The organism is Burkholderia pseudomultivorans (assembly GCF_001718415.1).
GTDB lineage: Bacteria > Pseudomonadota > Gammaproteobacteria > Burkholderiales > Burkholderiaceae > Burkholderia > Burkholderia pseudomultivorans_A.
In genome coordinates, this window is record NZ_CP013378.1 from 2,259,674 (window position 1) to 2,273,446 (window position 13,773).

12 protein-coding genes and 1 other RNA gene are annotated in these 13,773 nt (G+C 66.6%); 9 read left to right on the forward strand and 4 right to left on the reverse strand.

What is annotated here, in order from left to right; all coding sequences use genetic code 11:
- Positions 1-131: 131 nt before the first annotated feature.
- From WS57_RS22765 to WS57_RS22775, 3 genes are all read left to right on the forward strand, one after another.
- Positions 132-1,238: a substrate-binding domain-containing protein gene (locus WS57_RS22765; RefSeq protein WP_059516782.1), complete on the forward strand. Its 1,107-nt coding sequence runs from the start codon at positions 132-134 to the stop codon at positions 1,236-1,238.
- Between the two features lie 101 nt (positions 1,239-1,339).
- Positions 1,340-1,609 carry a hypothetical protein gene (locus WS57_RS22770; RefSeq protein WP_069244887.1) on the forward strand — a complete coding sequence of 90 codons (270 nt, stop codon included), beginning with the start codon at positions 1,340-1,342 and terminating at the stop codon, positions 1,607-1,609.
- A 276-nt stretch (positions 1,610-1,885) separates the two neighbouring features.
- Positions 1,886-2,236 carry a DUF4148 domain-containing protein gene (locus WS57_RS22775; protein WP_009691587.1) on the forward strand — a complete coding sequence of 117 codons (351 nt, stop codon included), beginning with the start codon at positions 1,886-1,888 and terminating at the stop codon, positions 2,234-2,236.
- Between the two features lie 265 nt (positions 2,237-2,501).
- On the opposite strand, the gene ssrA is transcribed toward WS57_RS22775, so the two are convergent.
- From ssrA to ompA, 4 genes are all read right to left on the reverse strand, one after another.
- Positions 2,502-2,871, reverse strand: a transfer-messenger RNA (tmRNA) gene (gene ssrA / locus WS57_RS22780).
- Positions 2,872-2,888: 17 nt separating this feature from the next.
- Entirely contained in the window at positions 2,889-3,605 is a 717-nt protein-coding gene (gene gph / locus WS57_RS22785; protein ID WP_059600603.1) for a phosphoglycolate phosphatase, read from the reverse strand.
- 13 nt (positions 3,606-3,618) lie between these two features.
- Positions 3,619-4,317, reverse strand: a complete 699-nt coding sequence (gene ubiG, locus WS57_RS22790; protein WP_009695471.1) for a bifunctional 2-polyprenyl-6-hydroxyphenol methylase/3-demethylubiquinol 3-O-methyltransferase UbiG — start codon at positions 4,315-4,317, stop codon at positions 3,619-3,621.
- Positions 4,318-4,462: 145 nt separating this feature from the next.
- Positions 4,463-5,131 (reverse strand): outer membrane protein OmpA, encoded by a 669-nt coding sequence (gene ompA / locus WS57_RS22795; RefSeq protein WP_040126893.1) that lies wholly within the window; start codon positions 5,129-5,131, stop codon positions 4,463-4,465.
- Between the two features lie 527 nt (positions 5,132-5,658).
- Between ompA and gyrA the strand changes: the two genes are divergently transcribed.
- The 6 genes from gyrA to aroA all read left to right on the forward strand — a co-directional run bounded on the left by gyrA (position 5,659) and on the right by aroA (position 13,766).
- A complete protein-coding gene (gene gyrA, locus WS57_RS22800) occupies positions 5,659-8,262 on the forward strand; it encodes a DNA gyrase subunit A (RefSeq protein WP_040126894.1) in 2,604 nt (867 codons plus the stop codon).
- A gap of 103 nt (positions 8,263-8,365) precedes the next feature.
- Positions 8,366-8,965, forward strand: coding sequence for a DUF2059 domain-containing protein (locus WS57_RS22805; RefSeq protein ID WP_009695474.1), 600 nt, complete (start codon positions 8,366-8,368; stop codon positions 8,963-8,965).
- A gap of 171 nt (positions 8,966-9,136) precedes the next feature.
- Positions 9,137-10,219, forward strand: coding sequence for a 3-phosphoserine/phosphohydroxythreonine transaminase (serC, locus tag WS57_RS22810; protein WP_009695475.1), 1,083 nt, complete (start codon positions 9,137-9,139; stop codon positions 10,217-10,219).
- Positions 10,220-10,252: 33 nt separating this feature from the next.
- Positions 10,253-11,335, forward strand: a complete 1,083-nt coding sequence (gene pheA / locus WS57_RS22815; RefSeq protein ID WP_009695476.1) for a prephenate dehydratase — start codon at positions 10,253-10,255, stop codon at positions 11,333-11,335.
- A 186-nt stretch (positions 11,336-11,521) separates the two neighbouring features.
- On the forward strand, positions 11,522-12,448 hold the full coding sequence (locus tag WS57_RS22820; protein ID WP_069244888.1) for a prephenate dehydrogenase: 927 nt from the start codon (positions 11,522-11,524) through the stop codon (positions 12,446-12,448).
- A gap of 13 nt (positions 12,449-12,461) precedes the next feature.
- Positions 12,462-13,766, forward strand: coding sequence for a 3-phosphoshikimate 1-carboxyvinyltransferase (aroA, locus tag WS57_RS22825; protein ID WP_009694037.1), 1,305 nt, complete (start codon positions 12,462-12,464; stop codon positions 13,764-13,766).
- The last annotated feature ends 7 nt before the right edge of the window (positions 13,767-13,773 follow it).

Consider the following 13,773-nt stretch of genomic DNA (forward strand, 5'->3'; position numbering starts at 1 on the left):
CGCTTATGCTCCTCCAAAGTCTCATATGCGCTGTGAATTCATATAATGCGCATGGCGACTTCGTTCTGATGGATTTTGGTCAACGATAAGCGGAAGATTTGACGGTCGCAATAGGAAATCGGAGTACATAATTGATTCGAATCGAATGCGACGCGTATCTGACCGTACGCGACACGGAAGGGCGCACCGCGAGTCTGTCGGAGGTCGCGCCGCTGCTGGAACTCGTGGCCGACACGGGCAGCATCGCGCAGGCCGCACAGGCGAAGGGGCTGTCCTATCGGCATGCGTGGGGCCTGCTGCGCGCGCTGGAGGCGTGCGTCGGCGGAGAACTGATCGAAACCGCGCGCGGCAAGGGCTCGACGCTGTCGGAACTCGGACAGGCGGTCGTCGATGCGCAGCGCCTCGCGCGCAGCCGCCTCGACGGCAACCTGCGCGCGCTGGCGGCGGAAGTGGCGAGCGACCTGAACCGGCGGCTCGCGCAGCGGGACGGCGCGGTGCGCATCCACGCTTCGCACGGCTATGCGGTCGCGACGCTCGTATCGGCGCTGGTCGACGCGCACGCCGCGGTCGACATCAAGTATCGCGAGAGCGTCGAGGCCGTGCAGGCGCTGGCGCGCGGCGAGTGCGAACTGGCCGGCTTCCATCTGCCGCGCGGCGCGTTTCGGGCGCAGTGCGCGCAGATCTACCGGCCGTGGCTCGACGACACGCGTCACGTGCTGATTCATCTGACGCGCCGCCAGCAGGGGCTGTTCATTCCGCGCGGCAATCCGAAGCAGGTGCGCGGGCTCGCGGACCTGGCGCGCAACGACATCCGCTTCGTCAACCGGCAGCCGGGCTCGGGCACGCGCATGCTGCTCGACCTCGCGCTGCGCGCGATCGGCATCGACCCGGAGCGCATCGACGGCTATGCGTCGGCCGAGCTCACGCACTCGGCGATCGCGGCCTTCGTCGCGAGCGGGATGGCCGATCTTGGCTTCGGCGTCGAGCCGGCCGCGCATCACTTCGGGCTCGATTTCATCCCGGTCGTCGACGAGGACTATTACTTCGCGTGCGAGCGCGGGCGGCTCGAGGCGCGGCCGCTCGCCGGCGTGCTGGCGCTGCTGCGCGACGCGCGCTTCGTCGAGCGCGTCGCGCATCTCGACGGCTACGATCCCGCCGCGTGCGGGACGCTGGAAAGCGTTGCGGCGGGGCTGGCCGGCGACGACGGCGCGGCGGCGTCGCACGGCAATGCGCGGTAACGGGTGCGCGATCGACGCGCGCTGCAGCAGCGGGGGATTTGCGCTACGCTTGCCGCTTGATCAACGTTCCAACAAGCACGCCGTTCAGGCGTCATTCCGCCATGAAACTTTCCGTTTCCCTCTCCGCGGCAGCGTTGACCGCGGGGCTTCTGGTCGCTGTCTCGCCGCTTGCGCTCGCGCAGAATTCGCCGGGCGTGCCCGGCGGCATCCTGACCGACCAGTTTCGCCTGAACGAACATCCGCAGATGCCGTTCGCGGCGTCGGCGCCGTCGAAGAAGTACCAGACCGGCAAGAAATCGGCGTTGCGCCGCAAGGGCGACATGGGCGACCCGAACGGTTGCAACCTGAAGTGCCCGATGGACGAACAGTGACGCGCTGACCGACCAGCGCGCCGACGATTGCCGTTGTCTCCGAGCCCCGCGAAGCGTCGCCGTTTCGCGGGGCTCGCGTTTTTTGTCTGTCGAATGAATCGACCGCGGGCAGGGCGGCGACCGGGGTCGCTCATCGACTAGGGTTAACCCGAATCCCAGGAAGTATGTGTTCCTGAAACCTGCCTTATTCTTAAGCAGCTGCCTACATAAACTTCGGTTTGTCAGCGATGAGCAGGTGTTCATCGCGAAAAACGGACAAATCTGGAGGTCAGTATCATGAAGTCGCTCGTTCAAGCTGTTGTCGTTGCCGCCGCTCTCGTCGCCCCGGTCGTGTCGTTCGCGCAGTCGGGCTCGACGATCACCCGTGCGCAGGTCCGCGCCGAACTGGTTCAACTGCAGCAGGCCGGTTACAACTCGGCCCGCGGTGAAGATCCGCACTATCCGGAAGCGATCCAGGCTGCAACGGCCCGCGTTGCGGAACAGCAGCGTGCGCTGGCGCAGGCGCAAGGCGTCGATGCCAGCGGCTACGGCGCCCAGGCGCAGGGCGCTTCGGCGTCGGGTTCGCGCGCGATCGGCGTGCGTCCGGCGAGCGATGAGGAAATGAAGTCGCTGTATCGCGGCAGCTAAGCGGCGCATCGCCCGGTTCGGCCATGCGCCGGGTGCGACGATGGGTCGCGCCGAGGCTGCGGCGCCGGGCGGGCCGTCGCGGCGAGCGATGCGCGCGCAGCGGCGGTCGAATATCCGTCACCTCCTGTCGCCGGGATACCGGCGACATTCCGCCTGGCCCGTCCGGGCTGGGCGCTTTTTCGAGAGGCAGGGGTGTGCGTTCGGCCGGCAACAAAAAACCCCGCAGACTGGCGTCGTGCGGGGTTCGTGCGTCTTGCGCGGAATTTGGTGGAGGCGGCGGGAATCGAACCCGCGTCCAGAAGCGCTCCACGACTAGTTCTACATGTTTAGTTCTGTCTTTTGATTTAACCGCAGCGACGCGGACGAACACGCTGCACTACGGCGATTCGCTAGGTTTTCGACCCTGGCGTCGCGACGCCGACAGGGCTTAACTGACGTATATGACCTCTGGCGGTATTGCTACCGGTCTTGCGACTCTAGCCCGTCAGTGAACTAGGCAGAGGACGGCGGCCCTTAGGCTGCCAGTGCGAACGTATCGTCGTTTGCAGTTACGATTTTCCCATTGATTAACGAGGTGACGGGTCCTCGACATGCCCTAGCCGCTTCACAACCCCTGTCGAAACCAGGTCGCCCCCGCGGATAAGATCTAGCATTATAGCCCAACATCGCGCAGCAGTTCGCGCAACTGCTGCGTCGTGTCGACGAGGTGCTGCGCCTGCCATTCGCCCGGCGTGGCGCCATCGCCGCAGTAACCGTACGCGGCGGCGACCGTCGCCATCCCGGCTGCGCTGCCGGCCTGGATGTCGCGCAGATCGTCGCCGACATAGACGATGCGCTCGGGCGCCAGCGTCAGCTCGGCGGCCGCGTGCAGCAGCGGGGCCGGGTGCGGCTTCGGGTGCGGCGTCGTGTCGCCCCCGACGATGCAGGCCGCGCGCGGCGCGAGGCCGAGCAAGTCGACGAGCGGTGCGGTCAGCCGCATCGCCTTGTTCGTCACGATGCCCCAGCGCACGCCGCGCGCATCGAGCTCGTCGAGCACCTCGCCGATGCCCGGGAACAGCGTCGTGTGCACGCACAGGTCGGCCGCGTAGTTCGCCAGGAATTCGTCGCGCATCGCTTCGTAGCCGGGCGATTGCGGGTCGATGCCGAACGCGCCGCCGAGCAGGCCGCGCGCGCCGGCCGACGCGAGCCGCCGCAACGCGTCGAGCGGCGTTTCGGGCAGGCCGCGCACGCGCTGCATCTTGTTGACGGCGGCCGCGAGGTCGGGCGCCGTGTCGGCGAGCGTGCCGTCGAGGTCGAACAGCACCGCGGCGCAGTGCTGCAGGCGCGGCTCGTCGAGCACGGCCCGCGCGGGCGAGAGGGAAGTCGTCATGCCGGTCGGAAGGTCACGCGCCGCGGCGGCACGCGACGAGGTAGTTGATGTCGGTGTCGTTCGACAGCGCGAAGCGCTTGCCGAGCGGGTGATAGGTGATGCCCTTGAGCTCGACGATGTGCAGGTCGGTCGCGCGCACGAAGGCGGCCAGTTCCGACGGGCGGATGAAGCGCGCGTAGTCGTGCGTGCCCTTCGGCAGCATCTGCGCGATGTACTCCGCGCCGATCACGGCGAACAGGTAGGACTTCAGGTTGCGGTTCAGCGTCGAGAAGAACACCCAGCCGCCCGGTTTCACGAGCGTCGCGCAGGCGGCGACGATGTCGGCCGGCGACGGCACGTGCTCGAGCATTTCCATGCAGGTGACGACGTCGTAGCTGCCCGGCTCGCGCGCGGCGATCGCTTCGGCGGCGATGGCCTCGTAATCGACCGAGATACCGCTCTCAAGGCTGTGCAGGTCGGCGACGCCGAGGGCTTCGGTCGACAGGTCGATGCCCTTGACCTGCGCGCCGAGCCCGGCCATCGATTCGGACAGGATGCCGCCGCCGCAGCCGATGTCGAGCGCGCGCTTGCCGGCCAGATGCGCATGCGAGTCGATCCAGCCGAGCCGGACCGGGTTCAGGTCGTGCAGCGGCTTGAATTCGGCGTTCGGATCCCACCACCGATGGGCGAGGTCGCTGAATTTCTGGAGTTCGTGCGGATCGGCGTTGGTCATGTCGGCAAACGGGCTACGGGAGGAGGGCGGTGCAACGATGCATCAGCCCCGAGTATATAAGAAGCGGGCGAGCGACGAAGCGAGGACGGGCGTCAAAGAAAAAGCCCCGCCGGAGCGGGGCTTTGAGGCAGTCGAAAACCGCGGCTTACTGCGCCGGAACGGTCGTCTTCTGCACTTCTTGCGTACCGACCACTTCGACTTCCACGCGGCGATCCGGTGCGAGGCAGGCGATCAGTTGCTTGCGGTTCTTCTGGTTGCAGCCCGTCGTGACCGGGTTGCGCTTGCCCTTGCCTTCCGTGTAGATCTTGTTGGCCGGGACACCCTTGCTGACCAGGTACGACTTCACGGCTTGCGCACGGCGCAGCGACAGACGGTCGTTGTACTTGTCTGAACCGATGCGGTCCGTGTAGCCCGTTGCGACGACCACTTCCGTGTTCATGCCTTCGATCTTCGAAGCCAGTTCGTCCAGCTTCTGCTTGCCCAGCGGCTTGAGCGTTGCCTTGTCGAAGTCGAACAGTGCGTCAGCCTGATACGTGATCTTCTGGCTCGTGATGGCCGGAGCAACCGGGGCGACCGGCGGCTGCGGTGCCTGGGCGACCAGTGCGCCATCGCACTTCGCGTTGGCGGTGGCCGGCGTCCAGAATGCGTCGCGCCAGCAGAGCTCGTTCGTGCCGTTCATCCACACCCATTCGCCCGTGCCGTTCACCCAGTTGTCATTGACGGCTTGACGCGACGCCGGCACCGACTGTGCCGAAGCGGATGCAGCCATAACTGCGGTAGCTGCAATGAACGCGAGCTTTGAAAGTTTATTCATATTTCTCCTCTCGAAATTGAGATTACCGCAGGTTTACTGCGAGCCTGTTGACGGTGACAAGTCATACATTGCTCGAAGTATAACATTGGTGCGGCACAAAAAACGCGGCGCCGCTCTGTGTAGACTTCGAGCAGCGTCTAACTTTCAGTGCGTTGGCATTTTGCCATATCGTTCCCTTCCTACGAAAAAAAATCCTCCCCACCCCAAGATCGCCTTGACGATTGTGGTGCATGCGCAACACCGGCTTGCCGCAACTTTCAGAAATTGTCAAGAGTGTGACGGGGAAATTGCGCGGGAAGCGAGGAGTGTCCATTCGAGGGCATGAAGCGGATGCGACGACGCGGCCTGCGGCGCTGCGACAGCGAAGGTCCGGCGGCGGCGCGGGGGTGCCGCAATTTCCGCCTTATATATATAGAGGGGCCCCGAATTGGCGGCTGATGGGCGCATGTTAGAATCTCGCGTTGCGTTGCGCATGCATCGCTCACGCGAAAGGCGTTCCCGTCTTCGCTCCGAAAAGATACGGATACATGGATCAATTCGCCAAAGAGACCCTGCCCACCTCCCTCGAGGAGGAAATGCGCCGTTCGTATCTCGATTACGCGATGAGCGTGATCGTCGGACGTGCCCTCCCGGATGTCCGCGATGGCCTGAAGCCCGTGCACCGGCGTGTGCTGTTCGCGATGCACGAACTGAACAACGACTGGAACCGGGCGTACAAGAAGTCGGCGCGTATCGTCGGCGACGTGATCGGTAAGTACCACCCTCACGGCGACAGCGCGGTCTATGAAACGATCGTGCGGATGGCGCAGGACTTCTCGCTGCGCTACATGCTGGTCGACGGGCAAGGCAACTTCGGCTCGATCGACGGCGACAACGCCGCCGCGATGCGTTACACCGAAATTCGCATGGCGAAGATCGGTCACGAGCTGCTGTCGGACATCGACAAGGAAACGGTCGACTTCGGGCCGAACTACGACGGCAGCGAGATGCAGCCGCTGATCCTGCCGGCGCGGATCCCGAACCTGCTGATCAACGGCTCGTCGGGCATCGCGGTCGGCATGGCGACCAACATCCCGCCGCACAACCTGAACGAAGTCGTCGATGCGTGCCAGCATCTGCTGAACAATCCCGAAGCGACGATCGACGAGCTGATCGAGATCATCCCGGCGCCGGACTTCCCGACGGCCGGCATCATCTACGGCGTCGCCGGCGTGCGCGACGGCTACCGCACCGGGCGCGGCCGCGTCGTGATGCGCGCGGCCACGCACTTCGAGGAAATCGACCGCGGCCAGCGCATGGCGATCATCGTCGACGAGCTGCCGTACCAGGTCAACAAGCGTTCGCTGCTCGAGCGCATCGCCGAGCTCGTCAACGAGAAGAAGCTCGAGGGCATCTCCGACATCCGCGACGAGTCCGACAAGAGCGGCATGCGCGTCGTGATCGAGCTCAAGCGCGGCGAAGTGCCGGAAGTGGTGCTGAACAACCTGTACAAGGCGACCCAGCTGCAGGACACGTTCGGCATGAACATGGTCGCGCTCGTCGACGGCCAGCCGAAGCTGCTGAACCTGAAGGAAATCCTTCAGTGCTTCCTGTCGCATCGTCGCGAAGTGCTGACGCGCCGCACGGTCTACGAACTGCGCAAGGCGCGCGAACGCGGCCACGTGCTCGAAGGCCTCGCGGTCGCGCTCGCGAACATCGACGAGTTCATCGCGATCATCAAGGCCGCGCCGACGCCGCCGATCGCGAAGCAGGAGCTGATGGCGAAGGCGTGGGATTCGTCGCTCGTGCGCGAGATGCTGACGCGCGCCGAATCCGAGAACGCCGCGGCCGGCGGGCGCGACGCGTACCGTCCGGAAGGGCTGAACCCGGCGTTCGGCATGCAGGGCGACGGGCTGTACAAGCTGTCCGACACGCAGGCGCAGGAAATCCTGCAGATGCGTCTGCAGCGCCTGACCGGCCTCGAGCAGGACAAGATCATCGGCGAATACCGCGACGTGATGGCGCAGATCGCCGACTTGCTGGACATCCTCGCGCGCCCCGAGCGGATCACGACGATGATCGGCGACGAGCTGACGTCGGTGAAGGCCGAGTTCGGCGACGCGCGCCGCTCGCGGATCGAGCTGAACGCGACCGAGCTGAACACCGAGGACCTGATCACGCCGCAGGACATGGTCGTCACGATGTCGCACGCGGGCTACGTGAAGTCGCAGCCGCTGTCCGAGTACCGCGCGCAGAAGCGCGGCGGCCGCGGCAAGCAGGCGACGCAGATGAAGGAAGACGACTGGATCGAGACGCTGTTCATTGCGAACACGCACGATTACATGCTCTGCTTCTCGAACCGCGGCCGCGTGTACTGGATCAAGGTGTACGAGGTGCCGCAGGGCTCGCGCAACTCGCGCGGCCGTCCGATCGTCAACATGTTCCCGCTGCAGGACGGCGAGAAGATCAACGTGGTGCTGCCGGTCAAGGAATTCTCGGCCGACAAGTTCGTGTTCATGGCGACCTCGCTCGGCACCGTGAAGAAGACGCCGCTCGAGGCATTCAGCCGTCCGATGAAGAAGGGCATCATCGCGGTCGGCCTCGACGACGGCGACTACCTGATCGGCGCGTCGATCACCGACGGCGCGCACGACGTGATGCTGTTCTCCGACGCCGGCAAGGCCGTGCGCTTCGACGAGAACGACGTGCGGCCGATGGGGCGCGAGGCGCGCGGCGTGCGCGGCATGCAGCTCGAGGATGGCCAGCAGGTCATCGCGCTGCTGGTGGCCGGCAGCGAAGAGCAGTCGGTGCTCACCGCGACCGAGAACGGCTTCGGCAAGCGCACGCCGATCACCGAATACACGCGTCATGGCCGCGGCACGAAGGGTATGATCGCGATCCAGACGTCCGAGCGCAACGGCAAGGTCGTCGCCGCGACGCTCGTCGACGCCGAGGATCAGATCATGCTGATCACGACGGCCGGCGTGTTGATCCGTACGCGCGTGTCGGAGATCCGCGAGATGGGACGCGCGACGCAAGGTGTTACACTCATCAGTCTCGATGAGGGTACCAAGCTCTCTGGCCTGCAGCAGATCGCGGAGGCCGAGGAGGGCGACGGCGAGGCCGACGAGGCGTCGGACGGCGAAGCCTGAACGGATGAGACTATCGAGCCGCCGCAGGCGTGCCGCGCGAAGGTTTGAGCGCGGCGCGATGCGGCCGGCGAGAAACCCATTCATATTTCCAAAGGGAGTGATGATGCAAAAGCAATTCAAGCAACTGGTCCTGCTGGCCGCACTGGTGCCGACGTTCGCGATGGCGCAGGCGCTGTCGAATTCCGCACCGGCTGCGCCCGCGGCAGCTGCGCCGATCGACGCCGACAAGAAGGCAGCGATCAAGGATCTGCTCGACGCGATCGACGCGCCGAAGCTCGTGTCGGCAATCGGCAACAGCGCCGAGATGCAGGCCAAGCAGCTCGTGCCGGCGATCCTGTCGGACGCGCTGTCGGAGAACAAGACGCTGAACGACAAGCAGAAGCAGGCCGCCGTGCCGACGCTGCAGAAGAACGCGGTGCCGAAGCTGGTCGACGGCGCAGGCAAGGTGTTCGGCACGCAGGCGTTCAGCAACGACGCGATGCAGGCTCAGTACGACGCGTACGCGAAGTACTACAGCACGTCGGAGATCAAGGATCTGACGACGTTCTACAAGAGCCCGACGGGCCGCAAGTTCATCCAGGTTCAGGATCAGGTCGGTCGCGACGTGGTCAACGGCCTGATGCAGAAGTACATGCCGCAAGCGATCCAGGCAACGCGCGCCCAGGCCGACAAGGAAGTCGCGGCAGTCAAGCCGGGCAAGTAAGCCGTCCGGGCACGCCCCCGGCCGTTCGGCCGGGTTTGGCGGGAGCCTGATGACAGTGCGATAATGGCCGTTTGCGCGCGAGCGCAAGCGGCCATTTCCTTTCTGGCGCGGCTCATTTGCAATGACAGGCGGCGGCACGTTGCCGGTCGCGTCCCTCCCGAGGTTTTCACGATGCGCGTCTTTAATTTCTCCGCCGGTCCCGCGGCGATGCCGGAAGAAGTGCTGCGGCAAGCGGCCGACGAAATGCTCGACTGGCACGGCAGCGGCATGAGCGTGATGGAGATGAGCCATCGCGGCAAGGAATTCATGTCGATCCACGAGGCGGCGCTGACCGACCTGCGCGATCTGCTCGGCGTGCCGGCCAGCCACCGGATCCTGTTCCTGCAGGGCGGCGGCATCGCCGAGAACGCGATCGTGCCGATGAACCTGCTCGGCTCGCGCAAGACGGCCGACTTCGTCGTCACGGGCTCGTGGTCGCAGAAGTCGTTCAACGAGGCGAAGAAGTACGGCACGCCGCATCTGGCCGCGACCGGCAAGACGCAGGACGGCTTCACGCGCGCGCCGGCGCGCGCCGAATGGCAGTTGTCCGACGATCCGGCCTACGTGCATCTGTGCACCAACGAGACGATCGACGGCGTCGAGACGTTCGAGATTCCCGACCTCGGCGACGTGCCGCTCGTCGCGGACGTGTCGTCGCACATCCTGTCGCGCCCGATGGACGTCGCGAAGTACGGCGTGCTGTTCGGTGGCGCGCAGAAGAACATCGGGATGGCCGGCGTGACGCTCGTGATCGTCCGCGAGGACCTGCTCGACCGCGCGCTGTCGATCTGTCCGTCGGCGTTCGAATGGAAGACCATCGCCGCCAACAACTCGCTGTACAACACGCCGCCCACCTATGCGATCTACATCGCGGGCCTCGTGTTCCAGTGGCTGAAGCGGCAGGGCGGGCTCGAAGCGATCGAGGCCCGCAACATCGAAAAGGCGAAGCTGCTCTACGACACGATCGACGCGAGCAGCTTCTATCTGAACAAGGTCGAGCCGGCGGCGCGTTCGCGGATGAACGTGCCCTTTTTCCTGGCCGACGAAACGCGCAACGAAGACTTCCTTGCCGGCGCAAAGGCGCGCGGGCTGCTGCAGCTGAAGGGCCACAAGTCCGTCGGCGGCATGCGGGCGTCGATCTACAACGCGGTGCCGCTCGAGGGCGTGAAGGCGCTCGTCGAGTACATGAAGGACTTCGAGCAGCGCGGCGCCTGACGGCGGCGCTGTTCAAACAGCACGGCAAAACGCATGGACGACGAACTGAATTCCCGCCTCAAACCGCTGCGCGACCGCATCGATGCGATCGACGCGCAGCTGATCTCGCTGCTGAACCAGCGCGCCGCGGTGGCGCTGGAAGTGGGCGAGGTCAAGAAGCATTTCAACGCGCCGGTGTTCCGGCCGGAGCGCGAGCTGCAGGTGATCGCGCGCCTGCAGGACATGAGCGCGGGCCCGCTCGCGGGCGAGCACATCAGCGCGATCTGGCGCGAGATCATGGCCGCGAGCCGCGCGCTCGAGCAGACGATCCACGTCGCGTTCCTCGGGCCGGTCGGCACGTACAGCGAACAGGCGATGTTCGAGTATTTCGGCCAGTCGATCGAGGGGCTGCCGTGTCCGTCGATCGACGAGGTGTTCCGCTCGGTCGAGGCCGGCGCCGCCACGTTCGGCGTCGCGCCGGTCGAGAATTCGACCGAGGGCGCGGTGTCGCGCACGCTCGACCTGCTGTTGCAGACGCAGCTGCTGATCAGCGGCGAATTCGCGCTGCCGATCCATCACAACCTGCTGACGCTGAACGGCTCGCTCGACGGCGTGACGCGCGTCTGCGCGCATGCGCAGGCGCTCGCGCAGTGCCAGCAGTGGCTCGCGGCGAACGCGCCGCAGCTCGAGCGGCAGGCCGTGTCGAGCAATGCCGAGGCCGCGCGCCTCGCGGCGGCCGATCCATCCGTCGCGGCGATCGCCGGCGACCGCGCGGCCGCGCACTACGGGCTGCAGATCGCGTTCTCGCTGATCCAGGACGATCCGCACAACCGCACGCGCTTCGTGATCATCGGCAAGCAGCCGGCCGGACCGAGCGGCAACGACCAGACGTCGCTGATCGTGTCGGTGAAGAACGAGCCGGGCGCGGTGTTCAAGCTGCTCGAGCCGCTCGCGCGGCACGGCGTGTCGATGACGCGCTTCGAGTCGCGTCCGGCGCGCGTCGGCACGTGGGAGTACTACTTCTACATCGACATCGAGGGGCACCGGGACGATGCGTCGGTCGCGGCTGCGCTCGCGGAGCTCGGCCAGAAGGCCGCGTTCCTGAAGATACTCGGTTCGTATCCGCGCGCGCGCTGACCGCGCGACGGCGTCATCGCGCAGTACGGTGACGCGGGCAGGGCAGCTCGGCCGGTCGCTCGGTCGGCGCTGCCTGAGGCGGGTTCGGGCGGCATCCGGCGCAGCGCGCGGGATGCGGGCCCGAGGCCCGGGATCTGGAATTCCGTGCGTGCGGCTTCGGCCCGCGCGCGTAACTTGGCTCTTGTCGTGTCAGGCTTTGCATTCAACAAACTGGTGATTTTCGGCGTCGGCCTGATCGGCGGATCGCTGGCCCGCGCGCTGCGCGAGCGCGCGCCGGGCGGCGCGGGCGAGATCGTCGGCGTCGGCCGTTCGCGCGCGTCGATCGAGCATGCGCTCGCGCTCGGCGTGATCGATCGCGCGGCGGCGCTCGACGACGACGCGCAGTTGCGCACCGCGCTCGCCGGCGCCGACCTCGTACTGCTGGCCGCGCCGGTCGCGCAGACGGGGCCGCTGCTCGCGCGCATCGTGCCGTGGCTCGACGACGCGACGATCGTCACCGATGCGGGCAGCACCAAATCCGACGTCGTCGCGGCGGCGCGCGCCGCGCTTGGCGCGCGCATCGCGCAGTTCGTGCCGGGGCATCCGATCGCCGGGCGCGAATCGAGCGGCGTCGAGGCCGCGCTGCCGGATCTGTACGTCGGTCGCAACGTCGTGCTGTGCCCGCTGCCGGAGAACGCGCCCGAGTCGGTCGCGCGGATCGACGCGATGTGGCGCGCCACGGGCGCCGACGTGCGCACGATGAGCACAGAGCAGCACGACCGCGTGTTCGCGTCGGTCAGCCATCTGCCGCACGTGCTGTCGTTCGCGCTCGTCGAGCAGATCCTCGGCGAGGCCGATGCCGAACTGAAGTTCTCGTATGCGGCGGGCGGTTTCCGCGACTTCACGCGCATCGCGGCGTCGAGCCCGGAAATGTGGCGCGACGTGTGCGTCGCGAACCGCGCGGCGCTGCTCGACGAACTCGACGGCTACACGCGCGTGCTCGCGCGCCTGCGCGCCGCGATCGACGCCGGCGACGGCGCGGCGCTCGAAGCCGTGTTCGCGCGCTCGCGCGCGGCCCGCAAGGCGTGGCAGGAGCGCGGCGGCCAGCCCGCTGCCGAACCCGTCAAGAAATAACAGGACGATTCCCATGGACTATCTCGATCTCGGCCCGTACTCCAGCGCATCGGGCACCGTGCGCCTGCCCGGTTCGAAGAGCATCTCGAACCGCGTGCTGCTGCTCGCGGCGCTTTCCGAAGGCGACACGACGATCACGAACCTGCTCGACTCCGACGACACGCGCGTGATGCTCGACGCGCTCGGCAAGCTCGGCGTGAAGCTCGCGCGCGACGGCGACACCTGCGTCGTCACCGGCACGCGCGGCGCGTTTACCGCGAAGACGGCCGACCTGTTCCTCGGCAACGCGGGCACCGCCGTGCGTCCGCTGACGGCCGCGCTCGCGGTGAACGGCGGCGATTATCGCGTGCATGGCGTGCCGCGCATGCACGAGCGGCCGATCGGCGACCTCGTCGACGGGTTGCGCCAGATCGGCGCACAGATCGACTACGAGCAGAACGAAGGCTATCCGCCGCTGCGGATCAAGCCCGCGACGATCTCGGTCGACGCGCCGATCCGCGTGCGCGGCGACGTGTCGAGCCAGTTCCTCACGGCACTCCTGATGACGCTGCCGCTCGTGAAGGCGAAGGACGGCCGCAGCGTCGTCGAGATCGACGGCGAGCTGATCTCGAAGCCGTACATCGACATCACGATCCGGCTGATGGAGCGCTTCGGCGTGAACGTCGAGCGCGACGGCTGGCAGCGCTTCGTCGTGCCGGCCGGCGTGCGCTACCGCTCGCCGGGGCGGATCATGGTCGAGGGCGATGCGTCATCCGCGTCGTACTTCCTCGCCGCGGGCGCGCTCGGCGGCGGCCCGCTGCGCGTCGAGGGCGTCGGGCGCGCGAGCATCCAGGGCGATGTCGGCTTCGCGAACGCGCTGATGCAGATGGGCGCGAACGTGACGATGGGCGACGACTGGATCGAGGTGCGCGGTATCGGCCACGACCACGGCAAGCTCGAACCGATCGACATGGATTTCAACCTGATCCCCGACGCGGCGATGACGATCGCGGTCGCGGCGCTGTTCGCGAGCGGCACCAGCACGCTGCGCAATATCGCGAGCTGGCGCGTGAAGGAGACCGACCGCATCGCCGCGATGGCGACCGAGCTGCGCAAGGTCGGCGCGACCGTCGAGGAGGGGCCCGACTATCTCGTCGTCACGCCGCCGCCGGCGCTCACGCCGAACGCGGCGATCGACACCTACGACGATCACCGGATGGCGATGTGCTTCTCGCTTGTCAGCCTGGGCGGCGTGCCCGTGCGCATCAACGATCCGAAGTGCGTCGGCAAGACGTTCCCCGACTATTTCGACCGCTTCGCCGCGCTCGCGAAGGCCTGACCGACTG